This window comes from Sphingobacterium sp. BIGb0165, assembly GCF_024810095.1.
Taxonomy (GTDB): Bacteria; Bacteroidota; Bacteroidia; order Sphingobacteriales; family Sphingobacteriaceae; genus Sphingobacterium; species Sphingobacterium detergens.
The window spans coordinates 193,772-219,115 of sequence record NZ_JANUEB010000012.1 but is presented as its reverse complement, the minus strand read 5'-3'; the positions used below and the strand labels follow the sequence as shown (position 1 = coordinate 219,115).

The following is a 25,344-nucleotide window of genomic DNA, read 5'->3' as shown; positions in this document are numbered from 1 at the left end:
TCTGTCCATACTTATAAATACAAACGACCGTAAATCTTTTGCGGAACTTATAAAAACCAACGCAATCGAAGGATCAGGTGACCTTGTATTTTATCTGCTAAGTTAAATAGTGCAATCGATTGTTTATCAAATATATTTTTTTTATTGCGTTTTTCTTTTCAACTTTCAGTAAGTAACCAATTGCTGTGAATGCGATTTTTTTAAGCTATGCCGTCTCCTGAGTTTTGTAACTCTTGCTGTTGAATAATTTGCCCTATTGATCGTACCCTAGTTCTAATTCAAATTGAATGATAAAATACATACTGAAAGTTTTACAATGTAGCCTATTGTTGATCGGAACATATGTTACAGGCTACGCGCAGTCCAGTCACCTCTATTTACATACAGACCGGGATTATTATCTACCCGGAGATACGGTTTGGTTTAAGGGCTACTTTATAAAAGATGGTGCGGTAGTCCAAAATCTACACAATATGTACATGAAACTTATCGACGAAAGGGGTAGCGAGCTTTGGCGATCTGTAGCCTTGATTAACAAGGGGGTGACAGCCAGCTATTTTAAAATCCCTACTGGGTACCGGGGTAACGAAATTTTTGTCAATGCGAATACCATCATGGATTCCTGTACCGATAGCAGACCCTATTATAAAAAGTTGGGTATTCTCCAGCTCTCGACTGCCGCTGATAGTATCGCCCATAGCGAAAGGGGAAATAAGACCGTGCAAACGGATGATTTTAGGCTTTCGATCCGGCCTGAGGGGGGTATTCTACTCGGCGGCATGGACAATAGTCTGTTGGTGCAGGCTTTGGACAGTAGAGGCTACCCAGTGATGGCCAGGGGTAAAATAATAGATGACAAAGGTCATAGTTCAGCGGAGTTTGTGACAGATTCCGCGGGCTTGGCGACGCTTCGGGATAAATTTGATGCAGATCGCAACTATACACTGCACTGGACAGATCCGAAAGGTCTACAGCACCAGGATAAAATTCCGAAAAGCGTACAGGGTACAAGGGTGGTACTGGTAGAGCAAGATTCTTTACTGCTTGTCCAGCTCCAGACCAACCAAGCGTCCCAAACGGTTCAAGTAGCGGTAGGGATAGGAAAAAGGGGATTGTTCGATCAGGAACTGACGCTCAAAGCAGGAAAGAAAATCAATATTCCGTTAAAAAAGAGCGATGTAGAATATGGAATCCTGCAAGCGGTATTGCGAGATAGCCAGCAAGAGGTAATTTCCCAGGCTAGCCTCCTGGTAGGGGCTAATCAGATTCAGGTCGTCCCCACTGTCACGGTTAGTAGTACATTTAAGGAAAAGTCGGAAGGGCGCGTTGCGGTGGCCCTGCCGGATGGGGAGAAGTTTGCAAAACTTTCGGTTTCGGTTGTTGATGCCCAAGTTCCGGTAGACAGCACACAGAGCATGCTGACAGATATTTATTTCCAGCCCTTAAGTAGGCAGCCGCTATTATACCCGCAGTTATTGTGGGGGCAAACAAAAGACAAGAATGCATTTATCCAGCTCCAAAACTGGGATTATAGCTATTGTCGAACACATACAACACCGCTTGTGGATTCGCTGATCAGGGTCAGTGGCCAGATTAAACTGAAAAAGGGATCTTGGTCCAAGTTTTATGCAGACTACACCGATGAGGTCAATAAAGGGAAAAAAAGGAATGCGCCGGCTAGAGGGATCTCGTTTGGTTATCAGGATCGCCTGGCTCCCCGAATGCAGTACAGCGAACAGCTGTTTGACAAAGAGGGAAAGTTTGTGATTCCTGATCTGATTGTATTTGACTCTTTGGAGACCAGGATGATTCAAGTCTACAGTAAACTGAAATTCACACCCTTTAGTGTTCAGTATGGTTTTGCAAATCCGAACAATTACCGGTATCCCGTGCTCGTTCCGGTGTATAACACAGCACATGTCCACAGCGAGCAAGGAATTACTAAAGGGCTGGGATCTGCGTATTTCACCATCGATGCACGTGGCAACCGTGTACTGCAGGTTGCCGAGGTAACGCGGACGCGCAGGCAGCGGGAGATAGACCGTCTACAGCGTCGGTTTAGATCGGTTGAACCGCCGACAGTACATGAGCCAGATTCGATTTTATTACCCTTAATGGATAGCGTAGTGATCAAAACAAGCCAATCGTTACGCGAGTATATCACCAGAAAGGTGCCGGCGAGAGATGTCGTTGTCATACTCAATGGAAAGTTGATGGGGGGAACGGGAGCACCCAACAAGCGGGGCAGTGATGCTAATGTAATGTCCAACATGGGAAAAACATCAAATAATCAACCGAGTAAATCAGAGGAGTTGGACACCCAGTCGCAGCTGTCTTTCCTGGATGAAGATGTGTCCAACTACCCTTATCTGAAATTTTATCGCAGCTATAATTCTCCTGTATATTCGGGGCTTAATGTCCTTGTAGTTTTCGAATATAGTCCAGGGGAGATAGACCGTGATCTAGGTGCCGTAGCGTATCATGAAACAATAGCAGGCTATATGCCGATGAAGGAATATGAGAGTAAGCGATATCCTACCGCTGCATCGCGTCTGTCTTCGGGAGTAGATACACGCATGACCCTGTATTGGGATCCTTTTTTTGATCTTGAGCTGACGACCCCCAAGGAATTTGTATTTTATAATAATAGTCGCAATAAGGGGGTATGGATAACCATTCAAGGACTTACCGAGACAGGTAAAATTGTCTATTATAGACGTTTGATACAACGTAAAGGAGAGTAGATGCTATGGGGCGAGAAAAAGAGAACCTTTTTCTGTTAAGACAGAAACCATCGGGGCGAATACTTGTTTATGTATAAAAAATAAAGCTATGTCCACGTCCAAATTGTGTTTGATCGTTACGCTAGTTCATATTTCACTTGCTATTTTGGTATTTAGCTATCTCGAAAAGTTGAGTAGCATTGATCTCGATGAGTTGGGGATACTCCTCGTATTTGGATTGGTGATATTGGCATTTATACTTGCGATAAAATCAAGACAGACGACATTAGGTGTGCTCATGCTGGTTGCCAATAGCATCTTTCTAATGATCAGTCTTGTGCTGTTATATTTTGCGCTCACGTTTACCTTTAGGGTCTAACACCATAAAAATTAACCAAATCAGTTGGGCTTTTGTGTGACAGTGTATGGAGTGATACGCAGTGGAAATTTTGTTTTTTGCCAAGCATCCTTCAAAAGATAAAAAGCTTCAGTGCTATTATTTGTGGTATTTTGCTAGGGATAGCGAATTGTAAGCGGTCCTGCACGGATATTAAAGCGGTCTTGCCTGCATACGAACTATCCCTATCTTTACGGTCAAATAGATCACAAAAGCAAAAAATGAACAGAAAAATAGTCAAGCTGTTGACCCTTATGTTATTTGCCTGCTGTATGGGCAAAAGCCTTTCAGCACAACAATTCTATCCCATGCATTTCATCCAGCTCTTTACCGATGAAGGGGTACGGGAAAATGAAATTGTCCGATTAAATGAAAATTATCTGTTGCCTACAGGATTCGAGCATGTGAATGACACACTTTACCTGCATCCGCAGAATAAGGAGCGAGTAGTGCTATCCGCCAGACGGATGGGGGATAAGAATGAACTGCTGCTGACTTACCTGACAGCCAGTGATCTAAAAGTTTTCAGGGAACGGTTAGAAGGTGAAGGGGCTGGGTTTGAGAGGGTCGATGACAATACTTACCAGCTTCCGTTTAAAAATCCGGTCAATAAATTTATGATCGGAAAGGATACGGTCATCGATAATAAGCGATTTCATACGATCAAATATCTGCTAATCTATGACAGGGGGCAAAGATTTCCCTTTTCCGCCGATCATTGTACCTTTCCGGCTACGGAAACTTATCCACTTCAACACACAACCTGGTATTTTACAGCGAACTATGAGCGGGCACAGTCAAACTCGGAATACAACGACATCAGTGTTATATTCAGCAAAGAAAAGACCAAAGGCTCCAATAAAATTGAATTTGTGGATGACATAAATTTTAAAATAACCTATATAGATCAAAAGAAAAAGGCACATGTATATCGGGGGACATATCAAAATTATAAATCTGACATCTTCTTTCGTTATGATGGTGGTGAATGGTCTGACAGAGATAGAACGGGGCGGGCGCTCCATGTTCCAGACGAGCGAGATATGGGAACAGAATCTTTTTTTTATGACCCCAAGAGTTTCGCACAAGCCGAAGGGACATTAAGATACTTCCGGTTTATCTTTTCGAAAAGCTATAAATCTAGTTACAACACGGATCTGGGGATTATGGAGCTGAGCGGAAGGGAAATCAAAGAACAGGGAGACAGAGGAAGCATGCCGAAACGCGAAAATTAATAACGATTAATGATGAAAAAACTACTGTTTATTTTTAACCTGATCTTGCTCCTGTGTATTTCCTGTAAGCAGAAGGAGTTTGATTTGGCGGATCTCCGTTTTCCAATCGACAAGAAACAGCTCAATATGCTGGGTGTGGAAACAGCGCCTTACAAAACATATCTTGAAAATGAGACCGTCAAATTTATCAGTGATAGCAGTTCGGTCATGCGCTTCGGCGGAATAGTATTGGCCGGTAATCTCAATCGATACAATAACAATATTTATTTATCCAATACTGTGCGATTTTTGGAGGACCGAACAGATAAGACCATTCAGGCTTATGAAGTCGCTATTAAGACGAGCGAAGAAACGGAACAATTGGAAAACTATTTTGATAAGCAGTTCGGGAAAACGGATTTTTACTATAAAGACGCAGATGTGAGTTGCAGAGTCTGGGAAAAGGAGGGTATATTATACTTTCTAGGAATAAATTTCGATGTATATAACCCCGATCAAATAAAGAAGCACCTTAGAACAGCGCTGTTGTTTGTGGTCAATAAAAACAGTCATACACTCATCAACGATGAAGCTCCTGACGGTCATTATTTTCGGTTTTATCACTATTATTTGGAGGCAAAGGAGAAACCCGAATATAAAACACTTACCTATCGGCAGTATATGGGGTTAAAACGTAGTCAAGATCAATCTGAAGGGGTTGAAACAATATATGCTGAACATTATATCAAGCAATAAAGAACACTTTTTGCGTATTAAATTCATTAGGTAGCAGTAGAATGGGCGAAAGAAAATAGCTAAATAGGCAAACTGTCTACGCTAATTTATTGTCCTATAGGTATCCATAGTTTGGATAACTTAGTTATAGAAGGTCAGGTTCCTATTGGTGTCCTGGCCTTTTTCTATTAAATCGGAAACTTTCTCTATCGTGCATTTGTTTAGCTATAAACAGGTTGGCACTGCTAGGAGTGGCGTCGATGACTATGAGTTAGTCATGGGTTTTACGCATTTAAAAAAATAACAGTATGAGAAGGGAACAAATAGAACAATGGATTGCTGAAGGATATAATGTCCTGGAACATAAGAAACCCAAGGTCGTCAAAGGCGATCTCTGGGAATATCTGAATAATCACGATGGCCATGGTACGGATGTCTATGCGCTATCCGAACTGGCGAAATGTGCCGACCACGAATTGCACCAGATCGAATTGCGAAAATACGCTCAGGAATACGGGCAATTGGGTGAGAAGCAGTTTCTGCGTAATGAGGCCATCCGGTTGAAATCATTTGATAAGTACGAAGCGTTCTTACGCTTATTTTACCCAAATAGTGTCGAAAAAGAAGTTGAAGAAGCGAAATTCCTTGCCGAACGTGTGCGACAGGTAAATAAAGAGGAAATGGAACAATGGGTAACGGCCAACCATATTAATGTGCTGTTGTCCGATTTAAATTGCCTTGATGAGGATGCGATCGTGACCGGATTGGTCATACCTTCCGAAGAAGTGGTTAGTTACACCGATGGTGGGCTGCAGGATACCATGGATTGCCACTTGACACCGATGGAGTTTTTTAGCCATGCAGACGCGACGGTGTATTGGATTGATCCTAAAGTAAAAGCTTAGGTCGTTGCACTGCCCCAAAATTTGGATACTATCCTGTGGGCAGTGCGTAACACTTTTTTCGGAATGATCTGTTTTTTATTGGTTCATGTTTTTTAATAAGGTAGTGTTATTTGACAACTTCTTTTGTCCCCTGTTGATTCGTGCTGTAGAACGCACCGTTTTCGATCCATAGTGCATACATTTTTCCTTGATCGGAATTCGTTTTGTGATCCAGATCTATAGCAATGACTTTTCCTTGGTAGAGGGATTTGATTTGATCGACAATCGTATGGCCAACGATCATGTTACTTGCCTTGAATCTGAGCAGTGTATTTTCGAGATCCTGTTGTGATTCCTCCTCGGTTGATATGCCGCGGTACCAGATCGCGCTTTCATTACCGATAAAGAGATCCTTGGCCTGCTCGCCTTTTTTGAAGGTTTTGTCAATACCTGCCCGCACATTTTCGTTGATCTGTTGTATCGTGTACTCCTTGGGGAAATCTTTTCGGATTCCGGCATGGACAAACAGCAGGTCGCCGATTTTTTCTACGGCATTCTTTGTCCGCAGCCAACGTCCGAGCGCCGATTCTCTTGCGTACCAGTCTGCATAGGGTAGTTTTAGCGTATCGGCATTATGCTCATATTTGTCACGGACATATTTTAGCTGCCCTTTGAGATTCATCATCTCATGGTTTCCGAGTATAAAATGAACCTTCCCACCTTGTTTTTCGGCTTCATTCTCCAGTTTGTAGATCAACCAGAGGCATTCTGTGACCTGAAGTCCACGGTCAAAAAAGTCCCCATTCAGAACGAGATGATTTGCTCCGAATGTCCAGTTAAATTGACCATCTATAACTCCATTACCCTGTAAAATAGATTTAAATCCTTTGAAATTACCTTCGATATCGGATAGCGCCAATATCTTTGGAGGGTGGGGGTATTCACTGGGTTGTGTCTTAACGCTGCTGTTCAGCGAGAATCGGAACTGGTCGCCCGTTTCATCGACATAGCACCGTAGGCTGTCATTTTCGCTTATCTCAGCAACGGATGCTGTAAATTCTGTTGTGGAAGGAACCACTTGATAATTTAACATCTTACCATCACGATAGATAATGATCGGCCCGTCGGCACTGACTGTCGAACTGTCTTCATCCGTGGCTCCATGTTTGATGGACCAGCCCGGAAAAATGTAAAGCCGCTGGATAATTTCAAAGTTTAATAACAATGCACCAATACCAAAATAAAGTACAATGATAGCACATGCATAAAGGAAGAATTTTTTAAGTTTCATAAAATGGGTTAATGTAAACTGGAGCTAATGATGCTTTGTTAAATGTTGTTTGTGACCGACGGATATAAGTCTGCGGTATGTCTCCCTGGAAGGAGATTTCTACCGCATCTTCATTTTTATCGGTCATGTAAAATCTGCCTTAAAAATAATGCTTCTTCGGTGTATTGTCCAGTGCCATTTACAAGCCGTTAAGTAAAACGCGAATTGTAAATGGCATATCCTCCCAAGGCTAATATCCGGGATTCTGCTTCAGGATTAGATTGTCGATCTCTTGCATAGGAATCAGAAGTCTATTCTTGCTTAAAGACAGTTTCTTTTGAACCTTTAATCCACTTTGTAACCAAGGGGATAATACTGTTCCCATTTCCAGGGGGTAAAAGTATCACCGATCAGCTGCGCGAGCAGGTCCTTAAATAGTATGCTGCCATTGACACTATTGCAGATCATCACAATGGAGATGCCACGGTCAATAAAATTGATATTGTAATTTTTCCAGGCATCGTCACCACCTTCTTTAAAAAAGGCCCGGCCATAAGGTGTGTTGAGCAATCCCCAACCTAGACCATAGGCAAGTTGAACCCCTTCATTTTCATCTGTTGTTTCGGTGCTGATCGGTGGAAACTGTGTTTTAGAGAATATGCGGATCTGTGGACGGATCATTTCCGCAAACGTGTTTTCCTTGATTCCTTTGCCCTGGATAACATATTCGATAAACCTTGCGTAATCACTAATGGTAGTGACCATAGAACCGCCGGCGACAGCAACAGTCTTTTTGCTTTTTATATTCTGCTGTTCACGAGCATTGTGGCCTATAGCTAGGTCATCACCAAAACTACTGTGCCAGACATAACCTGATCTGTACATGCCAATGGGTTTAAAAGCAAGTTCGCTGGCCAGGTCGTCAAAAGTCTTACCACTGAGCTCCTCCAGTGCCAATTGGAGAAGTTTGAACCCTTCTCCGGAATAGGCATAGCGTGAACCCGGTTCAAAATAGATCTTGACCATACCGAGCGAATCATAATCGGGATTTACTGCCCTAGGGTCGTACCACTTCAGATTGGGAAAACCTGAGGTATGGCTGAGGCACATACGGGCTGTGATTTTTTTCCATCGGTCGTCGCCCTTCAGTCCAGTGAAATTAGCATATTCGGGGATAGGTTTTTTGAGGTATTGATAAAGTGGTTTGTCCAGATCTAAAACTTTACTATCGACCAATTTCATACAGAGAAATCCGCAGACAGCCTTGCTGAAGGATGCTGCGTAGACAATGGAAGCTGTATCGAGTAATTCCCCACAGAGCTTATTCTTATAACCATAGGTTTTGAGGTAGACAGTTTTTTTGTTGTTGAGAATCGCGAGACCGATTCCTGGTACTTTTGCCTGATCCATCAGTGTAGTTACAGTACTATCAATAACGCTTCCAGGAATAGTTGAACCATCCAACCGTGTGACAACATGACTTTGGCTGATCGCTTGTCGGCTGCTACATAACAAACCGATCAGGGATACAAAAAGATAGATTTTTTTCATGGCTTTTTTTATTTCAAATATCTGAATAAGCCTATTGAGATAGGGACGACAGCTACACGACAACTGCGCGACATGTCGCATGAAAGACATAAAAACCTAAAAATAGCGGGATGGAAGCTTTAAAAATGGAATAGCGACTGGGTATCGGGGGAGCTTGTTGCTGAGTGCACGGATGCCGTTGATAATGCAGCTGGTTAAGGTATAGAGATATACAATTGTGAGCAACGCGAAGCCTACAGGAAAATAGAATACGAGCAACATAATCAACAGCATTAGCAGGAGACTCATGGTCAACTGGAAGTTGATGGATATTCGACCATGATAGTCATATAAGCGATTCCGGTCTCTGTAATTGATCCAAAGAAATAGCGGAAGCAATAGATTGCAAAATGGAAATATAACTCCAGCTAGTGGCATAAAATGGAAGTAGCTCAAAATATTGGTCTCTACAGCTACCGTGGTTTCTATCGTGTCGGTTGTTTCGATCGTTGTAGTGGTTTGGAGAGTATCTGCCGGCTGTATATTTACGGAGGAGGAATAAAGTTCCGCCACAGAAAGCCCCAGTGCCTGCGCAAGTTTCCGGACAGAATCGCCATAGGGAATCACTTCACCTTTCTCTATACGTTGAATGGTGCGGCTGGTAAGACCAGACTGGTCCGCCAGTTCTTGTTGTGTCAGTCCTTTCTCCAGTCTTATACTAGCTAGATCAAAAGTTTGCTTTCCTTTATCCATTATTGTTGATCGCAGTTGGAATAGGCACTACAGCCAGCTAAATATAACCATATTTTGAGTTTTCCGCAACTTGTCTGACTCCTCGGAGGATCGGGTGGATCTACTGAAAACGAGATTGCGAAGTCTCGCGGTCGAGGATAACATCATCAATAGCTTAAAGAGCGTATCCCTTACCGATTGGTTCATTTATCTTAAAAGATAAAGATTAAAATGATTATTTAAATGCCAATTAACGATTTTGGCATAATATCTGTTGGCATAGCAATATATATTAATATAGTTAATCTTAAATGGAGAAAAGGACTAGAAGTTATGAGTAAGAAGTTTTTTGCCGTTTTATTGTTTTGTATCGTTGCAGCATTTGTGCAGGCGCAATCAATGAAAATAACACCGAAGGATTTTGTAGATGCTAGCGATGAGTCCAAAAACTATGTTGTGTTGAATTTTGGCGATAGATCACAGAATGATCTCTATAAAGCGGTGCTAAAATATGTGAATTCATATTATAATAATCCTGAGAAAGTTACGACGAAAATCGAAGGTGAGCAGATCGTGATAGATGCCATGGAGCAGAAAGCTGTCTACACTACATATCTGGCCGCTAAAACGTACTATGATTTTTATTATAAAATTACCTTGGACTTCAAGGATGGGAAAATCAGGTTTACGCCTAATTACAAATACTTTGTCTCGCCTGGTGGAATCGAATATCCACTGAATGGCCGAAACAACTTTATGTCAAAAAATGCGCTGTATGGGAGCAGTGGCAAAGTAGCTAGGAAGAGTTTACAGGAGGGATTAGATGTATTCATCAATAAGTATATCAATGAATTCTCAAAGAGCATCAACGATAGCAAGTCCAATGACAATTGGTAGAAAAAAACCACCAAATAATATATAATGAGAGAGCCTCCGGATGGAGGCTTTTTTTTTGCAGGCGGATTTATTCCCTCAGATTGTTGGATATTTTTGCTAATTTAATTATGGAATAATATTACGTTAGTTATCTTATTAGAAATAATTAATCATTTCAAAACAGAAATATGATAAAAGGTATATGGCTATTTCTTGTTGTGTGTATTGTAATCTTTGTCCTTAGCTGTCGCTCAAAACAGGCGCAATCTGAGGTATGCCATGTTATTTATACCATAGGGTTTGGATATATTAGTCTAAAATTTGATGAGACCGGAAATGCGAAGGCGAGAGCGGGAAGACTCTACGACTTAGATGCTAATCACTTTAAGCCTGCGACAATGACCGATAGCATTGAATTTATGTTGAAAAATGGTGATATCTTTTTGAAAAAATTAGGGGAATTCAAAGAGCCGAAAATTGAGAGTGCCCAAGGCTATAGTAGAGCGCAGATTTTTCTAAATGATTCCCTTTACTATGATACGAAAATGTATTCATCTGATTTTGGTGACCTCTTTTCAATTATTTCTGATGAAATACCGAATGAATTTAACCCTTTTAAAACCAAACGATTTGGGTATTGATGAAACTTTTTTTCTTTTATGAAGAGTAATCTAATTACATTTTTATTTTTTTATGCGATATCTTTTTCTGCTTTGTTATTGTTTTCTTGTGGACCTAAGAAAAAGAAGCGGAAAAAGGAATTGCGGATTTTGTTTAATCGAGAAATCGTCGATGAACAGTATGGTGAGGAAAGATACTTGAGCGATTCCTATAGGCATGATTCCACTGCATTTTTTGTTGCAGAAAATGATACAGTTCAGCTAGCAAAATGGTATAGCCTCCTGGATGAAATGTCCAAATTAAAACGATACAAGCCCGAAATGGATGATATCCTACACAAACATAATTATTGTTCAAATCTGGATGTCGAGTTTTTCGATCATGAAAAATCATTATGTCAATTGTGTTTGAACCCAGATAACAAAACCGTAAGGTTAAATTATTTGGTCTATGAAGCCAGCCCGCAATTGCTTTCCTTTTTTCGTAATTATATATCACAGGATTCCGCAGTTTTTATGGCTAGTGGAAAAAGTGATTATGTGAAGAAAGTGATGTTCAATGATCACAAGGGGAATGTTAATTAAGGGGATAAAATTTTAGAGAACTAATGCGTTTGTCAGATGTAGTGGTAAATAATAAATTGAAGTATGTTGATTATGAAAAAAACAGAGATTGATATACTATCGTTGCTTATAGTTCTTTTTGGTTTGTTTTTCGTGAGCTGCCAATCATAATGTTGAACAAAAACAAATAGCGAGCATTGATCAACCTTGGAAAGATTTGGACTTACCTAAAAGGGAGGCTGATTCACTTTGGCGTAAAGCTATTAATGAGGGCGATTTTAAGGCTTACAATGAAGTGTCTATTAATTATCAGCTGGTCTTAAAAATACCTGAATTATATTATTATGCGCTATTGATGGCGAATAAACATCAATGTCCAGAAGCTTACATGAACCTATATGATATGCTTACTTGGGAGGGTACGATAGATGGCATTGAGCTTGCAGGTAAGGATAGTATATCAAGAAATCAAGCATTATTTTATCTGCTCAAGGCTTATGAACTTGGTGAAAAAAATGCCATTTATAGCGTGTATGAGGAGTTTGGTGATAGTATTTCTCCTCCTAAATCGATCGCCTATCTAAAGAAAATTCAGAAGTTTTACGAAGAGAAAAAATGAAACGAATCGTAATCTTGATTGTGTTTTGGTCTGTTCTTTACTTTTTTCCTAACTTTAGTATAATAGTTTATGTTCTATACGATATAAATGCAAACGAGGTTAATAGTTATGAAAAAGATCGAACTTATCCCGCTTGTAGGGATTGATATTGAGAATATAGGGTCAGTGGCTTTGGGCGCAGGGCAGATGGAGGTGCAAGCTATTCTTGGACCGCCTTCGGAGGCACTGGATGGCCAGTATTATTATGATGAACTCGAATTGAGGCTGGACTTCAATGATCGTGGGCAACTCGAATTTATCGAAAGTATTAACGGACCATTTCCGGAAAAAACGGAGATCAGCATCTATGGGCTGAACCCTTTTAAGGTGGAGGCCGAGGAATTGCTCAATATCCTGAGTGAAAAGAACAGTGGCCCCGTAGATGATTCCGAAGCGGGATACTGCTATACCTTTCTGAATAGTTCAGTTGGTGTCTGGCGACAGATGACCGAAGAGGATATCCAGGAAGACATCGAAGCAATAAAGGCTGAGGGTGAGTATGAAGATAATGTGGATATGTTACTCGAAGACCTGGAAAAATCTAAATTCTTCTGGACAATAGGAATTGGCGTGAAAGGGTATTATTCGGGTCAATAGAACAGCGGTTAGTGTCGCTTTTTGCCGTAAGGATTTAAGTATACTTAGGCTGAGAAAAAGTTAAAGTAAAACTTATGGATGCGCATGAACTTGTTTTTTTGAGAGGATATTTAATGAAACAGCTGCCTAAATTCAACAGGACTCTGTTGCGTAGTTTTCTTAAATACCTTGCTGAAAGATTGTGGATGCTCAAATCCAAGTTCGTAAGCAATTTCGCTGATTGACATGGAGCTGGTGCTCAGACGAACTTTGGCATATTCAATCATTTTATGTTGGATATGCTGCTGCGTACTTTGTTGCGTGTAGACTCGGAGGACGCTGCCCAGATAATTGGGGGATAAGTTGAGCTGCTGCGCCAGAAAACTGACCGTTGGAACACCGTGCTCCTGCAATTTGTCCCGGTCAAACTGTGTTGAAAGGAGTTGCTCAAATCGTGTGACAAGTTCTTGGGTTGATTTTTTTCGTGTGATAAACTGACGCTCGTAAAAACGCTCGGCATAGATCAGCAGCCGTTCGATCTGCTTGAGAATCAGTTCGCGACTGAATTTGTCGATATTAGACTGATACTCTTTTTCGATGTTTTGAAGAATATCCACGATAGTAGCTTCTTCCTTATCCGAAAGAAAAAGGGCCTCGTTGACTTCATATTGAAAAAAATCGTACGTATGGATATGCTTTGCCAATTCGCTGTTCCACAAAAAATCAGGATGTATCAAGAGAATCCAGCCACTAGGCTCGGTACGGATCTCCTGATTGATCTCGACCTTTAGAAATTGTAAGGGCGACACAAAGGTCAGTACCCCTGAGTCAAAGTCATACTGCTGTTGTCCATAATTAAATTTGGCGTTTACATTTCGCTTTAATCCGATCGAATAAAAGTGCTGGATCCAATTTAATTTTGTGTCATTGATAGGGTAGTGTACCTGACTATAGTCAACCAAACTGATTAATGGGTGTTCAGGTTTGGGCAGTCCGCAAAAGCTATGGAACTCCGAAAGGGAATGAAAGCGAAATGTATTCTCCATAATTGTAAATTTACGTATTTTATCCTTTGTTATTACGAGGTGTTCTTCGATACCGTAGGCTTTAAAGTGCTATTTAACGGATCGCTCAAAACCCGTGGATACCGTATAGCTTTTCCATTTTTCAATCTCAGCAGTCAACGCATTGATTTTATTTTTAGCGAGTTCATAAGCATCTTCACCCATCAGAAAATGAAATGGGGGATTGGACATTGTACTCAGCTCGATCAATAACATGGCTGCTCTTTGTGGATCATTGGCTTGATTGCCGTGAATCTGCTGTAGATGTGCGGCTTCGGTTTCCCTAGCCGAGATATAGTCTGCTATTGGATTTGCTGCGGTATGGATGGAATTTTCAGATAGAAATTCGGTCCTGAAATAGCCCGGATAGACCAGTGTTGTATGCACTCCAAAAGGCTGCATTTCGACCGCCAGAGCTTCCGTAAAACCAGCGACAGCAAATTTAGTGGAGCAGTATATTCCGAATGCCGGAAAATTACCCACCAGGCCGCCGATGGACGCAATATTGAAAATATGTCCGGATTGTTGGCGCCGGAGATAGGGTGTAATATGACGGATGAAATTGAGCGAGCCAAAGACATTAACATCATAGTTGCGTCGTGTCTCCAGATCACTGAGTTCCTCTAGCGCACCTGTTTGCCCATATCCAGCATTGTTAACGAGAACATCGATCCTACCGAAATAGTCAATGGCCGAGAGCACCGCCCGGTTGACATCTGCATCGTTGGTGATGTCAACTTCAAGGGGTAGAAAATTTTCATGATCGCCAATTTTATCTTCCAGTGTTTGTTTTGTTCGTGAAGTCGCCACAACAAGATAATCCTGGGCGAGCAATTCTCTTACTAAGGTTAGCCCAAGCCCTTTAGAGGCACCAGTGACAAACCATACTTTTTGTGATTTCATGTATTTTTCTGTTTTAGATAATTTGATATTACAAAGTTGATGATTTGGTGTTTTTTGGATGTAGTCAAATCGATCGATCTTGTAGTCAAATCGTGGGTAATCTATTTGACGGTAATAAACCTGAAACTAACGCCCAGGGGGTTACCAAAGTCAAAGTGGGAGGAGCTAAAAACTCCCAGACAATGACTGCTGACAACCACTTGGAGTGGGGTAAGACCATGAGTAGGATATGGTATGAGGACGATAAACAATATTTTTACCCAATTCCGTCTTCGGCGCTTGTTTTAAATAACAAGTTAGGGTAGAATCCCGGATGGTAAAACGATAAAAAAGGGTTCGAATTTATTTCGAACCCTTTTTTTACATGGAAGGCTTAGCGCTTCCGACGCTTGCTCAGGATGACGTTCCTACTGGGCGCAGGTTTCCATCGGGATGATGCGAAGGCCCTGGAAGCTGGTTCCATAGCACTTGTATCGAAAAAAAACTATCGCCGCTCCTGATAAACACCGACCTCATTCAGGACCACACGCTCTTTTTCAGGTCGGATACTCAAGCGTAATTTTTGCCCCAATACTTCTTCAAAGCGAAAGATCTTGATACGCCCCTGTATTACCGGACTTGCCGCAAGGGGATACCATTTACCATCTTTCAAATAACTCAGACTATAAGTGGAGGGATTGTCCTTGCCTTCGGTAATGACAATACTGTTGAAGTTTTTGCTGCGTTCGAAATCCAATTCATACCAGATCTCTCCTTTGGTAGACGGATTGGATACCCATGCGCTACCGAAATTGTCATCATTGGCGAAATCCATAATACTCATATCTTCTCCCCAACTGCTATTAGAAGGAATCTGTCTTGCGAGGTTATGATCTACAATCGGTGCCTGGTAACTTGGCAATGCTTTGTAGTTGGGTGTTTTCTTGTAAAGTGCTCCAATGGTTTTTAGCGCATCCAAAGCATTTTGATCCATCAGACCGTCACTGTTGGGTGCTACATTGAGCATAAAGTTACAATAGGCATCGTTGTAGGGAATGACGAATTTCTCTACGAGTTCCTTCACATCTTTTACCGGCGTCGTAGTAAATGATGTTTTCCAGAACCAGCTCTGTTGTAGCGGTAAACAGGCCATTGCCGGCAACTTATTATGTTCTTTGGAGATAAACTGTCCCGCTCCCTGTTCGTAAGATTTGATATCTGTGTAAAATAGCGCATCCCCAGGATATTTTGCTGAATTGAGATCCATCAATAGGCACTTGGGCTGTAGGGACTTGACCAGATAATAGATGTCGTCAAAAGGAACGTCATCATACGAGATCCGTGACCAGGGAGCATCCCAGCCGTCGATTACCAAAGCATCTATCTCACCGTATTGCGTCAACAATTCGGTCAGCTGATCTTTGATCAACTGGATGTGAGCTTTGGTGATGGTATGTGGACGTATCCCCTGATGTATGTCTAGGATGGAATAATAGAGCATGACTCGCAGACCATTTTTACGGAAGGCTTCTGTAAATTCCTTGACTACATCGCGGTGCAATGGGGTGTTCATGACATTGTAATCGGTGGTTTTTGTGTTCCAGATCGGAAAACCGCTATGATGTTTGGTCGTTAGACAGCCATAGGTCATATTGGCCGATTTGGCTGCCTTGGCCCATTGGTCGGCATTGAGCTTCGGTGATTTGAATAGCCCCAAAGGGGCATTGGGATCGGACCAATCTTGCTCCATAAAGGTCGGCATGCCGTAATGAATAAACATTCCGAACCCCAGATTGACAAAATCAAGCTGGCTCTGTTCAAGTACTTTCTTCGAGAAATTTGACTGTGCACATACGATATTGCTCAGCAATAGGTAACATAAGCCGTAAAGTAAGGTCTGTAAAATTTTGGACATAATTTGCTAATTTGTTATCTGATAAAGATACGATGCAAGAGATTATACTTTGCTTAACGGAAACCTAACAAATGCCTAATAAAAGGTTAATAGCTATTCCGAATAGATAAATAGATGCTATTTTTAACAGATGAACAGCGCCGATAGAAATATATACCCTTGGGCATTTGGTACCAGCTTCCTAATTCTGGCTGTATTGATCGGCTTTCTGATATTTAAGACCTATCAGCTCGAAGACAAGAACTATCAGATTGGACAGCTCAATTTGGTCCAGAATGCCTATGGTACAGTCATTATGGATGACAAGATCTTTCCGGGAGGAGATGCCTTATTCCAGACGGAACTGGTACCTTACCTGAATACCTGGTTCAAGAAAGTGACCGATAAGTCGCCCGATGCAGTACAGTATGGTGAGACCCGAATGGAATTATTTCTCAAAGCTATGCGTACGAAACAGTCCTTGGACAGCATCTTTGGGCAAATCGTACAGCAACAAAAGCTCGATCCTGCACTCATTTACTTGTTCCATTTCGATAAGTTGGAACTTTACAACGTAAAAGACAGCATATGGATGACTTTTTATGAAAGCTCCGGCGACAATCGAGCAGGAACTATCAGTGGCTCGCTCAGGAAGACCTCGCTCAACAATCGGGTATTCCAGCTGGCGGTCAGTGATAAGGAGCCCATACCTTATCGATTTACCTATAGTCTCTATGTGGATTATGAGAACCGGAACTGGCGGATCATCCGGCAAATGGCACCCGTATTTTTGCTTTCCTTGACCTGTATTGCTGTTATCGTACTGCTGAGTTTTCGAACATACAAAAACTGGGTCAACCAACGTAAGCTGGCCGATCTGAAAACGAGTTTCTTAAACCACATGCGGCATGAATTTAATACTCCTTTGACAACAATCCTGGTCAGTGCACATAGCCTGATCGATAGGGACACTAATCTGGACAATAAAGAGGTGGTGCAATTGGGACGGATTGTGGAACGACAGGCGAAAAAGCTCCGCGATTATTTTGAGCAGGTAATGGGATCTGTTGCGTTACAAGAACAGCAGGCTAAAATTATACAGGCCCCTATCGACTTATTGACAACGGAGATCCTGGATGAATTGTGTCTTCGTTATCAAGGGGAGATGGAAATTGATTATATCCCACTTGGACAGGATTTGCTCATACGGCTGGACGAAGGGTATTATTTCTCTATATTGGACAATCTGATTTCAAATGCCATCAAATTTAATGACCACCCATGCAAGACTATTCGATTGAGCTGGGAACAGAAAGCTGAACAGTATTGCCTCAAAGTTGAGGATAATGGGCGAGGAATTGCCTCTTCGGACAAGGATACGTTATTTACGGCATTCTATCGTGGACAGTCTTCGGTTGGCAAGCCAGGACTCGGATTGGGATTATACTATGTGAAATCTTGTTTGGATCGGTTGGGATGGACAATTCGCATCGAAAATAGCCTAAGTGGCGGTACTATTTTTTATATTTACATGGACAATGGGCCTTTCAATAGCAAAAAACAGGATTGATATTCTTTTGATCGAAGATGAACCCGATCTGGGCGAGGTTTTCTCGCGCTATCTCCGTTACAAGGGATTTACCGTGAAATGGGAATGTACCGCGAAAGGAGGATGGGAAACCCTTCGGGAGTATATAGCCAAATTGGTGATTATCGACGTGCAATTACCGGATGGAAATGGTTTCGATCTGGCCCGGGAGATCTTGCAGCTTAGAGCCGGGCAGCCGATTTTCTTTTTGACAGCCCTGCATGAGCGTACATCACGTCTAAAAGGACTCTCGTTGGGTGCGGTTGATTATATCGCCAAACCCTTTGACATGGATGAAATATTGCTTAAAATCCGGAACTTATTGGCTATGGTCTCAGCTCCCGAAATAGCGTCCGAGCGTATGCTACAGATCGGTCAGTTATCGCTGGATATGGAGCGCCATAGCTTGACTGATAAGCAGGGCAAAGCGCAAAAGTTGACCGTCCGCGAAGCGGAATTGCTGCATCATCTGATTCTTCATAAAAACGTATTGGTCAACAAGAAGGATCTCTTATTATTATTTTGGGGAAACACGGATTTTTTTAATGGTAAAAGCCTGGAGGTTTTTATCTCGCGTATCCGTAAATTGCTTCAGCTCGATAATAAACTTCATATTGAAAGTATCTATGGTGCGGGTTATATTTTACACGAAAATAATTAAGGTTAACGAATTGCTATGCTATACGAAAATATCCTCAAAAATGTATCAAAGTGTATAACCTTGACAGATGAGGAAACTGAACGGTTCACCGATCTGCTGACCATACGGAAAGAACCCAAGAAAACGATGCTTCTGCAAGAGGGGGAGATCTGCCAGTTTGAAGGATATCTTCAGAAAGGTTGTGTACGTATTTATTATCTTGACGAAAATGGTTTTGAGGTGACTTTGGCCTTTGCGGTCGAAGACTGGTGGATCAGTGATATCGCTTCCTTCCATTATCATACACCATCGAGCCTCTATATGGAAACATTGGAAGAATGTGAATTTTTGATGCTGACACCTGAGACTAAAGAGAAACTACTGGAGACAATACCGAAATTTGAACGTGTCTTTCGTATGTTGGTACAGCGTCGGCTTGCCGTGCTACAAAATAGGCTGATCCATACCATGGCCAAGCCTGCCGCTGAACGCTATCTTGAATTTATCGACTTATACCCCACGATATCACAGCGGGTACCGCAATATTATATTGCGTCTTACCTCGGTGTTTCGCCCGAATTTGTCAGTATTATCCGCAAGCGGCTCGCCGCGAGAAAGTAGTTGTCAACCTATCAAAGAAAAGTGATTATGAGTATCGAAGAAAAAGATTTTGGAAAGGCCTTTTTGTATTCTTGTTACGTAGATAAGGCTTTTGGTCATGAACAGTTTATTCCCGAACATGTGGTGATGTTCCAGCTATCCGGGGAAACACATTTTGATCATGAAAAGGGAAAGCTGGTGACAAAGGAAGGCCAGCTATTGGTTGCCCGAAGAAATCAATTGGCAAAGGCATTCAAATACCCATCGAAAAATACGGACTATCAGTCTATCGCAATCTTGCTCCACACCGACCGGCTCAAGAAGTATGCATTGGATCATCAGCTCTCTTCGGATAGAAAGCAATCGACAGATACCAATATCCTTCTGGAAGGTGATGCTTTTATCAAAAGTTATTTTGAGTCGCTGGCACCCTATGCGGAAGCTTCAGATCGAGTCAGCCCGCAAATGGAGACTATCAAAATATACGAATTGATCACTTTACTATTGGAAAGATATCCCTCGTTAAAAAATTTGCTATTTGATTTCTCCGAACCCTTTAAGATTGACCTGGAGGAATTTATGCTAAAAAATTATAAGTATAATGTTCCTTTGGAGAATTTTGCCAAATTATCCGGTCGTAGCCTGGCGAGTTTTAAACGTGATTTTGAAAAAATATTCCGCACTTCGCCCCGGAAATGGCTACAGGAGAAACGTCTTTCCGAAGCCTATTTTCTGATTGAGAATAAGCGGAAAAGACCCGTGGATATTTATCTTGATCTTGGGTTTGAAAACCTCTCTCATTTTTACGCTTCCTTTAAAGAGAAATTTGGAATAACGCCAGCGACAATTAATTCCATCGTTTAATCAGTTTTTCCACCAGTAGTTGGGGCTGTTGTGGGGGGCATCCAGATCAACCACTTCACCGATGCGTGGGGTAAGTAAGGTTTGTTGCTGTATGGATGCTTCTTTGGAAATACGCTCCAAGGGTTCGTACCAGGCATGATTGGCAAGGACAAATTTGGAGGAGTGTACGGGTAATAATTTTGCTGCCTGTAAATCTTTTGCCGCCTGTACCACTTCTTCGGGCATCATGTGGATGTATTTCCAACTCAGGTCATATTGTCCATTTTCGAGTATGGCCAAATCAAATGGGCCCAGTTTATCGCCGATTTCTTTAAAATGGCTGTCATAACCACTGTCACCACCTAGATACAGTTTCAGGCTCGGCGTCTCCAAGACATATGAGGCCCAAAGTGTATTGGCTGACCAAATGCTTCGACCGGAAAAGTGTCGTGCCGGTGTGACCGTTACATGAAATCCATTTCCTAGATCCACCTGATCCCACCAATCTTTTTCGATAATCTGATCGTTGCGGTAGCCCCAATATTCCAGATGTTCACCCACACCAAGTCCGACGATTATTTTGCCGACTCGGGGTTGCAGTGCTTTGAGCGTTTTGTAATCCATATGATCGTAATGATCATGGGAAATAAATAGGTAATCGATGGCTGGAAGCGCATCCGCTGTTGTTACATCAGTGCCCGCAAAGGCTTTGCCACTGCCCGATATAGGCGATATGCTGCCGCTTAGTACGGGATCGACAAGGATAGTTTTTCCGTCTGCACGCAGCAGATAGGAGGAATGCCCCAGCCAAACCAAACCATGGGATCTGGTAAAAAGACTATCCCAATTGACTGGAACCGAAGGTATCTTATGTTTGGGGCTAGTCTCGCCTGATTTTTTGAAGAAATAATCGGAAAGGGCTACCGTCCAGCTTTGTGTCAGCTGTGGTGTTGGGCTGCTGTTACGAAATTTTCCATCCTTGAATTGCTTCGATTGTTGGATACGTTTAAGTCTTTCACCTGAGGGCCTCTTGCCAAATTGGGGATGCATCATATAGCTAGTGATTAAGCCGATGAGAACAACAAGCGTTAGGGCTGACCATTTCAAAAATCGGAAGAAGCCTGCGGCTTTGTGCTTTGTTTTCATCTTTACTTGTTTTTACAATACAAAAATAGGTAGCTGAGCCATCTATTGTTTTTGTGTAAAGCTCAATTTTTATGTTCTGTACGGCTCATGATCCTCCATATGGGCATACTACATTGTTCGAGATAAAGTCGCTGTAGATCTATTCGGGTGGTTACAGAAGCTGACTAACTAGAGGTAATAGGTTTTTCTGGCTATCCAGTATTTTTATCCATGTTAATGATGTATCAGTTTTATAAGGTTTAAAATAAAAGCCTTTGCGATCTGATCGCAAAGGCTTTCTATAAAAGTTGACACCAACTTAAAAAAACTATTTTGTTGACAATAAAAGCTATTTGTCAACGGATTTGAGCTGATCGGGATAGGGGATCTGTTGTCCGGTCGTCTTGTAGGTCGGCAACTGGGCTTGCCATGTCCGCAGCTGATCAGAAAGTAGTTTGCTGAGCTCGCTGGTTTTCCCTTTCATTTTGGGCGCAAGGTTATTCAGTTCACCGATATCATCCTGAAGGTTGTAGAGTTCCAGTTTTCCCTGTTTCATGTCATAAAGCAGCTTATAGTCACCTTGGCGTACAGCGGAGAAAAAATTGATACCCGGACCATCGGGAACAGTCCATTTGTTGGGGACATTCCAGATAAGGGGGCGACTATTCCAACTTGCGTCGTTCTTTCCCGTTAGCAGGCCTGTCAGGTCCTTGCCGTCTGGTTCTTGCTGTACAAGTTGATACGCTTTTACTTTTGCCATTTGGAGAATAGTCGGAAATAGATCTTCGACCATGACCGGTGTCGAAGTGCTGCTTCCAATATGTCCACCGGCCTGTTTAATCAGCAGTGGAATACGGATGCCGCCTTCATAAAGAGAGCCTTTACCGGCCTTCAGTGGCAGATTTTGCGTATGGGGAGTCCCCGAACGTGGTGGGCTGAGACTGAGCCCGCCATTATCACTCAAAAAGATAATCACCGTATTATCGTACACGCCTTTGTCCTTTAGAAACTGAACAATATCACCCATACTTTTGTCATAGCCTTCCACTAAAGAGGCATAAGCTGCTTCGGTAGAATCCAGTCCCTGGTCAAGGTATCGCTGTACAAATCGTGGATCGGGCTGAATCGGGACATGGACAGCATAGTTGGAGAAATGAAGGAAAAAGGGTTCTTTGCGGCGAATAGGTTCGGCAAGTGCTTTCAATGCTTCCTGCGTCAATGCCTCGGTCAGAAAGGTGGATGAACCATGGTATTCCATGAGGTCAGGTACAGCCTGATAACTGGTTTTGCCTGGAAGATTCCCGTAGTTCTGCTCTCCGTAGTAGTTTTGTGGATGCCCGGCCGAATGGCCAGCTACGTTGACCATAAATCCCAAATTGAGCGGACTGGCACCTGGAGTACCAGCGGATCCCCAGTGGGCTTTACCGATATGGATGGTATAATAGCCGTTGGCCTTGAGAATACTTGGAAATGGTGTAGCATAGATCGTATGGGGAATATTGGGTACGGGGCTCAATCCATTGATATTCCAGTCCGGTGGATTCAGCAATTCATCTTTACTATCTGTGGGTGTATTGGCTTTGGGATTTGTCCAGTTTGTGACTCGGTGATGTGCAGCATTTAAACCTGTGAGAAAGCTCACCCGTGAAGGTGTACACACAGGCGTGGCATAAGCATTGGTAAACTTGACGGCATCTTTGGCCAGTGATTCGATATGTGGCGTATGAAACTTCTCGTTAATAGCTGTTTTGGTGGTATAAAATGGTTCGGACATATCCTGCCAACCCAGGTCATCAACAAAGAATACCACAATATTGGGGCGTTCGGTTGCTTGGCGTTCCTGCCTGCGATTGACACTCTGGGCAAAGGCCTCTGATCCTATGCTGCTGCATAACAGCGATAAAATCAGTAATCTATAGTTTTTGAAGGATAACATAGAGACAAATGGTTTGCTATTGATCTAATTTGTTAACTCACTTTTCTTGTCATCAATGGTATTGTTCGAAATTTGACTGTGCGTAACACGCTCGAAGAATACCCTTTTTTTGTTCCAATGGAAAGCTGGATAAGCCGTATTTGTCTTGATTCGATTGCCGCGAAAAACAAGACCATCAACAGACTTCGCATAAAGTATGGGCTTATCAAAGGTCTCAAAGAAATTGTCTTCAATGATAATACCGCTATGAAAATACTTCTGTTGATTTTTAAGATCCGGAATTTCAGGATAGATCGATATAATTGCATTGGTAAACTGGAACATATTGGTTAGGGCATTGATAAATGTGTTTTGTCTGATCACAATGTCATGACAACTGCCCGTTTCGTACCAGCCATTGGCGTCGCCACAGAGCAGGATCGCGGTGCCGGAGGTATGGTCAAAGAGGTTTCTTTCGACAAGGGTTTTTCTCGGCGTACTGAACAATGCACCGCGTGCACGATTGTGACGAATGGTATTGCCACTGAAAACCACACGGGGCGTCCAGCTCAGATTTTCAATACCCATCGCTGTTGTCGCTGGGTCTATTGCAGGATCCAGGGCTTTTTTAAACGTAATCTTAAATTCACGGATCGGATCATCTGCTTTATCCCGTAAGATGTGAATGGATTGGATCTGGTTTTTCTGATCCCAAAGTTCCATTGTGCCTGACTGGATAAATTGGACGGTATCGCCGGCCTCGCCCCAGTCGAATCCGTAGGATTGGTCGTGCATATAACGGACGATCAGTGTTTTATCATCCAGACGCTTGGTGATTTTAAGGTAAGTACCATGGATGTTGATTGCGTCATCCATCATATTTTCATACAGCCCATTTTTGGAGACGATGACGCCTTTACAACCTGAAAAATGGGTCGCGTCAGCCTGCGCCGTAAAATACCGGGGATCTTGATCCCCGCGCAGGGCCACTTGAAATCTGTCGAGGCTGATATTTTCGGTGAGCTGGGCCAATAAGCCCATGCCTTCCGCATAATGCACGCTGATATTTTCAAGTCGAATATCTTTTCCTTTATGGACAAAAACACCTGGGCTGGGGCGATACCCTGCACGCATAGCAACGACGGTGCCCGGAATAAGCTTTGGATTTTTCCATTGCTCGGCTTGGATAACACCTGGCGAAAGTTCGGTTACTTTTTTTGTTCCTACCCCAATATCACTGGTATTGTAAACAATGCGTTTGGTTTTTTCCTCAAAGGCGATTCCAGATGTTGGGCGCATAGCCCAGCCTTCGCCGGTATTGTAAAATACACTGTCTTTGATTGTATAGGTCACCCAAGGAGCTGTTTTGTAAACGATCGTACCATTGATTGTGTCATTCTTCAGGATCTGGACCTGGCAGATCTGCGGACGTTCAAAATCAATTTGGATATTTTTAAGGGTCAGGTTTTTACTTTCGATCAAGGAAATCGGTAACATTCGACCATGGTAAATGAAATCGGAGCCTTGGCCATCGACCGTGAGGTAGTTACAGTGTTCAAATGCGATACCTACTGCTTTAGGATTGTCCTGATCGTGGTTTGAAATATAGTATGTTCTTGATAATGCGCCCTCAGGATAAAAGTCGTAGCGTCCTTTTCTGAATTTTAAAACAAGGGCTTGTTTTCTATCGATCTTCCCAAGAATTGTCTGAAGAACTTTATTGATTGCTGCGGAGCTGTTGGTCCCGGTGTTGGGAAGAATACCATAGTCGGAAAGATAAATGATCTTGGGGACTTGTGAAGCAATGCTGCTCAGGTAAAAGCATGTTGTCAGTAAAATAATCAGTGTTGATCGGATCCAGCAGGTGGGTGTTTTCATATTGATTGTTGGTTTACGCGCTATTATAGCCAATTGGATGAATGCTTGCCGAATATAGGTATTATCACTTAACATGCAAATTTCCATCCTGATATTTCATCAAAAAAAACTAACTTTAGGGACGAAACCTTAGTTT

General features: G+C 42.3%; 25 protein-coding genes. 15 read left to right on the top strand and 10 right to left on the bottom strand.

The features are described from left to right. Nucleotides 1-287 precede the first annotated feature (287 nt). The 5 genes from M2408_RS25185 (at nucleotide 288) to M2408_RS25165 (ending at nucleotide 5,974) form a co-directional block, all read left to right on the top strand. Entirely contained in the window at nucleotides 288-2,744 is a 2,457-nt protein-coding gene (locus tag M2408_RS25185) for a hypothetical protein (RefSeq protein ID WP_259187327.1), read from the top strand. A gap of 88 nt (nucleotides 2,745-2,832) precedes the next feature. Next, entirely contained in the window at nucleotides 2,833-3,102 is a 270-nt protein-coding gene (locus M2408_RS25180; RefSeq protein ID WP_259187326.1) for a hypothetical protein, read from the top strand. 239 nt (nucleotides 3,103-3,341) lie between these two features. Continuing rightward, complete coding sequence (locus tag M2408_RS25175; protein WP_259187325.1) at nucleotides 3,342-4,355, top strand: hypothetical protein; 1,014 nt, start codon at nucleotides 3,342-3,344, stop codon at nucleotides 4,353-4,355. 9 nt (nucleotides 4,356-4,364) lie between these two features. Next, entirely contained in the window at nucleotides 4,365-5,090 is a 726-nt protein-coding gene (locus M2408_RS25170) for a hypothetical protein (protein WP_259187324.1), read from the top strand. A 287-nt stretch (nucleotides 5,091-5,377) separates the two neighbouring features. Then, nucleotides 5,378-5,974 carry a hypothetical protein gene (locus M2408_RS25165; RefSeq protein ID WP_259187323.1) on the top strand — a complete coding sequence of 199 codons (597 nt, stop codon included), beginning with the start codon at nucleotides 5,378-5,380 and terminating at the stop codon, nucleotides 5,972-5,974. 106 nt (nucleotides 5,975-6,080) lie between these two features. Here the strand turns inward: M2408_RS25165 and M2408_RS25160 are convergent, their stop codons facing one another. The 4 genes from M2408_RS25160 to M2408_RS25145 all read right to left on the bottom strand — a co-directional run bounded on the left by M2408_RS25160 (nucleotide 6,081) and on the right by M2408_RS25145 (nucleotide 9,506). Then, entirely contained in the window at nucleotides 6,081-7,244 is a 1,164-nt protein-coding gene (locus M2408_RS25160) for a metallophosphoesterase (protein ID WP_259187322.1), read from the bottom strand. Continuing rightward, nucleotides 7,234-7,371 carry a hypothetical protein gene (locus M2408_RS25155; RefSeq protein ID WP_259187321.1) on the bottom strand — a complete coding sequence of 46 codons (138 nt, stop codon included), beginning with the start codon at nucleotides 7,369-7,371 and terminating at the stop codon, nucleotides 7,234-7,236. Before M2408_RS25155 ends, M2408_RS25160 begins: the two co-directional genes overlap by 11 nt. 197 nt (nucleotides 7,372-7,568) lie before the next feature. Further along, complete coding sequence (locus tag M2408_RS25150; protein ID WP_259187320.1) at nucleotides 7,569-8,774, bottom strand: serine hydrolase; 1,206 nt, start codon at nucleotides 8,772-8,774, stop codon at nucleotides 7,569-7,571. Nucleotides 8,775-8,870: 96 nt separating this feature from the next. Then, complete coding sequence (locus M2408_RS25145) at nucleotides 8,871-9,506, bottom strand: helix-turn-helix domain-containing protein (RefSeq protein WP_259187319.1); 636 nt, start codon at nucleotides 9,504-9,506, stop codon at nucleotides 8,871-8,873. Nucleotides 9,507-9,818: 312 nt separating this feature from the next. Here M2408_RS25145 and M2408_RS25140 point away from each other — a divergent pair, with 312 nt between their 5' ends. From M2408_RS25140 to M2408_RS25120, 5 genes are all read left to right on the top strand, one after another. After that, nucleotides 9,819-10,382, top strand: coding sequence for a DUF4468 domain-containing protein (locus M2408_RS25140; protein ID WP_259187318.1), 564 nt, complete (start codon nucleotides 9,819-9,821; stop codon nucleotides 10,380-10,382). Nucleotides 10,383-10,549: 167 nt separating this feature from the next. After that, nucleotides 10,550-11,002 carry a hypothetical protein gene (locus M2408_RS25135; RefSeq protein ID WP_259187317.1) on the top strand — a complete coding sequence of 151 codons (453 nt, stop codon included), beginning with the start codon at nucleotides 10,550-10,552 and terminating at the stop codon, nucleotides 11,000-11,002. A gap of 18 nt (nucleotides 11,003-11,020) precedes the next feature. After that, nucleotides 11,021-11,566, top strand: a complete 546-nt coding sequence (locus tag M2408_RS25130; RefSeq protein WP_259187316.1) for a hypothetical protein — start codon at nucleotides 11,021-11,023, stop codon at nucleotides 11,564-11,566. A 196-nt stretch (nucleotides 11,567-11,762) separates the two neighbouring features. After that, the gene (locus M2408_RS25125) at nucleotides 11,763-12,164 is read left to right on the top strand and encodes a hypothetical protein (RefSeq protein ID WP_259187315.1); all 402 of its coding nucleotides are present in this window, start codon (nucleotides 11,763-11,765) and stop codon (nucleotides 12,162-12,164) included. A 108-nt stretch (nucleotides 12,165-12,272) separates the two neighbouring features. Next, nucleotides 12,273-12,800, top strand: coding sequence for a hypothetical protein (locus M2408_RS25120; RefSeq protein ID WP_259187314.1), 528 nt, complete (start codon nucleotides 12,273-12,275; stop codon nucleotides 12,798-12,800). 110 nt (nucleotides 12,801-12,910) lie between these two features. Here the strand turns inward: M2408_RS25120 and M2408_RS25115 are convergent, their stop codons facing one another. After that, on the bottom strand, nucleotides 12,911-13,825 hold the full coding sequence (locus tag M2408_RS25115; protein ID WP_259187313.1) for an AraC family transcriptional regulator: 915 nt from the start codon (nucleotides 13,823-13,825) through the stop codon (nucleotides 12,911-12,913). 69 nt (nucleotides 13,826-13,894) lie between these two features. Then, nucleotides 13,895-14,746, bottom strand: a complete 852-nt coding sequence (locus M2408_RS25110) for an SDR family NAD(P)-dependent oxidoreductase (protein WP_259187312.1) — start codon at nucleotides 14,744-14,746, stop codon at nucleotides 13,895-13,897. A 92-nt stretch (nucleotides 14,747-14,838) separates the two neighbouring features. Here M2408_RS25110 and M2408_RS25105 point away from each other — a divergent pair, with 92 nt between their 5' ends. Beyond that, on the top strand, nucleotides 14,839-15,051 hold the full coding sequence (locus M2408_RS25105; protein WP_259187311.1) for a hypothetical protein: 213 nt from the start codon (nucleotides 14,839-14,841) through the stop codon (nucleotides 15,049-15,051). A gap of 179 nt (nucleotides 15,052-15,230) precedes the next feature. Here the strand turns inward: M2408_RS25105 and M2408_RS25100 are convergent, their stop codons facing one another. Further along, nucleotides 15,231-16,640 carry an alpha-L-fucosidase gene (locus M2408_RS25100; RefSeq protein WP_259187310.1) on the bottom strand — a complete coding sequence of 470 codons (1,410 nt, stop codon included), beginning with the start codon at nucleotides 16,638-16,640 and terminating at the stop codon, nucleotides 15,231-15,233. Between the two features lie 130 nt (nucleotides 16,641-16,770). Here M2408_RS25100 and M2408_RS25095 point away from each other — a divergent pair, with 130 nt between their 5' ends. Genes M2408_RS25095 through M2408_RS25080 form a run of 4 tightly spaced genes read left to right on the top strand, consistent with a single transcriptional unit; the run spans nucleotide 16,771 to nucleotide 20,311 of the window. Further along, nucleotides 16,771-18,189 (top strand): sensor histidine kinase KdpD, encoded by a 1,419-nt coding sequence (locus M2408_RS25095; protein WP_259187309.1) that lies wholly within the window; start codon nucleotides 16,771-16,773, stop codon nucleotides 18,187-18,189. Then, nucleotides 18,158-18,868: a response regulator transcription factor gene (locus tag M2408_RS25090; protein WP_259187308.1), complete on the top strand. Its 711-nt coding sequence runs from the start codon at nucleotides 18,158-18,160 to the stop codon at nucleotides 18,866-18,868. The genes M2408_RS25095 and M2408_RS25090 overlap by 32 nt, the downstream gene beginning before the upstream one ends. Nucleotides 18,869-18,883: 15 nt before the next feature. After that, the gene (locus tag M2408_RS25085) at nucleotides 18,884-19,468 is read left to right on the top strand and encodes a Crp/Fnr family transcriptional regulator (protein ID WP_259187307.1); all 585 of its coding nucleotides are present in this window, start codon (nucleotides 18,884-18,886) and stop codon (nucleotides 19,466-19,468) included. Between the two features lie 27 nt (nucleotides 19,469-19,495). Beyond that, nucleotides 19,496-20,311, top strand: coding sequence for an AraC family transcriptional regulator (locus tag M2408_RS25080; protein ID WP_259187306.1), 816 nt, complete (start codon nucleotides 19,496-19,498; stop codon nucleotides 20,309-20,311). On the opposite strand, the gene M2408_RS25075 is transcribed toward M2408_RS25080, so the two are convergent. The 3 genes from M2408_RS25075 to M2408_RS25065 all read right to left on the bottom strand — a co-directional run bounded on the left by M2408_RS25075 (nucleotide 20,312) and on the right by M2408_RS25065 (nucleotide 25,208). Continuing rightward, a complete protein-coding gene (locus tag M2408_RS25075; protein WP_259187304.1) occupies nucleotides 20,312-21,436 on the bottom strand; it encodes an MBL fold metallo-hydrolase in 1,125 nt (374 codons plus the stop codon). A 328-nt stretch (nucleotides 21,437-21,764) separates the two neighbouring features. Then, nucleotides 21,765-23,351, bottom strand: coding sequence for a sulfatase (locus tag M2408_RS25070; RefSeq protein WP_259187303.1), 1,587 nt, complete (start codon nucleotides 23,349-23,351; stop codon nucleotides 21,765-21,767). Nucleotides 23,352-23,375: 24 nt separating this feature from the next. Further along, nucleotides 23,376-25,208 carry a hypothetical protein gene (locus M2408_RS25065; RefSeq protein ID WP_310447690.1) on the bottom strand — a complete coding sequence of 611 codons (1,833 nt, stop codon included), beginning with the start codon at nucleotides 25,206-25,208 and terminating at the stop codon, nucleotides 23,376-23,378. Nucleotides 25,209-25,344 lie beyond the last annotated feature (136 nt).

Bases quoted from the DNA above. Each gene is read 5' to 3' on its own strand.
- M2408_RS25130 (WP_259187316.1), top strand. From the start codon at position 11,021: ATGAAGAGTAATCTAATTACATTTTTATTTTTTTATGCGATATCTTTT.
- M2408_RS25155 (WP_259187321.1), bottom strand. From the start codon at position 7,371: ATGACCGATAAAAATGAAGATGCGGTAGAAATCTCCTTCCAGGGAGAC.
- M2408_RS25090 (WP_259187308.1), top strand. From the start codon at position 18,158: ATGGGCCTTTCAATAGCAAAAAACAGGATTGATATTCTTTTGATCGAA.
- M2408_RS25135 (WP_259187317.1), top strand. From the start codon at position 10,550: ATGATAAAAGGTATATGGCTATTTCTTGTTGTGTGTATTGTAATCTTT.
- M2408_RS25065 (WP_310447690.1), bottom strand. From the start codon at position 25,208: ATGAAAACACCCACCTGCTGGATCCGATCAACACTGATTATTTTACTG.
- M2408_RS25120 (WP_259187314.1), top strand. From the start codon at position 12,273: ATGAAAAAGATCGAACTTATCCCGCTTGTAGGGATTGATATTGAGAAT.
- M2408_RS25115 (WP_259187313.1), bottom strand. From the start codon at position 13,825: ATGGAGAATACATTTCGCTTTCATTCCCTTTCGGAGTTCCATAGCTTT.
- M2408_RS25070 (WP_259187303.1), bottom strand. From the start codon at position 23,351: ATGTTATCCTTCAAAAACTATAGATTACTGATTTTATCGCTGTTATGC.
- M2408_RS25160 (WP_259187322.1), bottom strand. From the start codon at position 7,244: ATGAAACTTAAAAAATTCTTCCTTTATGCATGTGCTATCATTGTACTT.
- M2408_RS25175 (WP_259187325.1), top strand. From the start codon at position 3,342: ATGAACAGAAAAATAGTCAAGCTGTTGACCCTTATGTTATTTGCCTGC.
- M2408_RS25100 (WP_259187310.1), bottom strand. From the start codon at position 16,640: ATGTCCAAAATTTTACAGACCTTACTTTACGGCTTATGTTACCTATTG.
- M2408_RS25145 (WP_259187319.1), bottom strand. From the start codon at position 9,506: ATGGATAAAGGAAAGCAAACTTTTGATCTAGCTAGTATAAGACTGGAG.
- M2408_RS25075 (WP_259187304.1), bottom strand. From the start codon at position 21,436: ATGAAAACAAAGCACAAAGCCGCAGGCTTCTTCCGATTTTTGAAATGG.
- M2408_RS25080 (WP_259187306.1), top strand. From the start codon at position 19,496: ATGAGTATCGAAGAAAAAGATTTTGGAAAGGCCTTTTTGTATTCTTGT.
- M2408_RS25165 (WP_259187323.1), top strand. From the start codon at position 5,378: ATGAGAAGGGAACAAATAGAACAATGGATTGCTGAAGGATATAATGTC.
- M2408_RS25170 (WP_259187324.1), top strand. From the start codon at position 4,365: ATGATGAAAAAACTACTGTTTATTTTTAACCTGATCTTGCTCCTGTGT.
- M2408_RS25085 (WP_259187307.1), top strand. From the start codon at position 18,884: ATGCTATACGAAAATATCCTCAAAAATGTATCAAAGTGTATAACCTTG.
- M2408_RS25095 (WP_259187309.1), top strand. From the start codon at position 16,771: ATGAACAGCGCCGATAGAAATATATACCCTTGGGCATTTGGTACCAGC.
- M2408_RS25110 (WP_259187312.1), bottom strand. From the start codon at position 14,746: ATGAAATCACAAAAAGTATGGTTTGTCACTGGTGCCTCTAAAGGGCTT.
- M2408_RS25150 (WP_259187320.1), bottom strand. From the start codon at position 8,774: ATGAAAAAAATCTATCTTTTTGTATCCCTGATCGGTTTGTTATGTAGC.
- M2408_RS25180 (WP_259187326.1), top strand. From the start codon at position 2,833: ATGTCCACGTCCAAATTGTGTTTGATCGTTACGCTAGTTCATATTTCA.
- M2408_RS25185 (WP_259187327.1), top strand. From the start codon at position 288: ATGATAAAATACATACTGAAAGTTTTACAATGTAGCCTATTGTTGATC.
- M2408_RS25140 (WP_259187318.1), top strand. From the start codon at position 9,819: ATGAGTAAGAAGTTTTTTGCCGTTTTATTGTTTTGTATCGTTGCAGCA.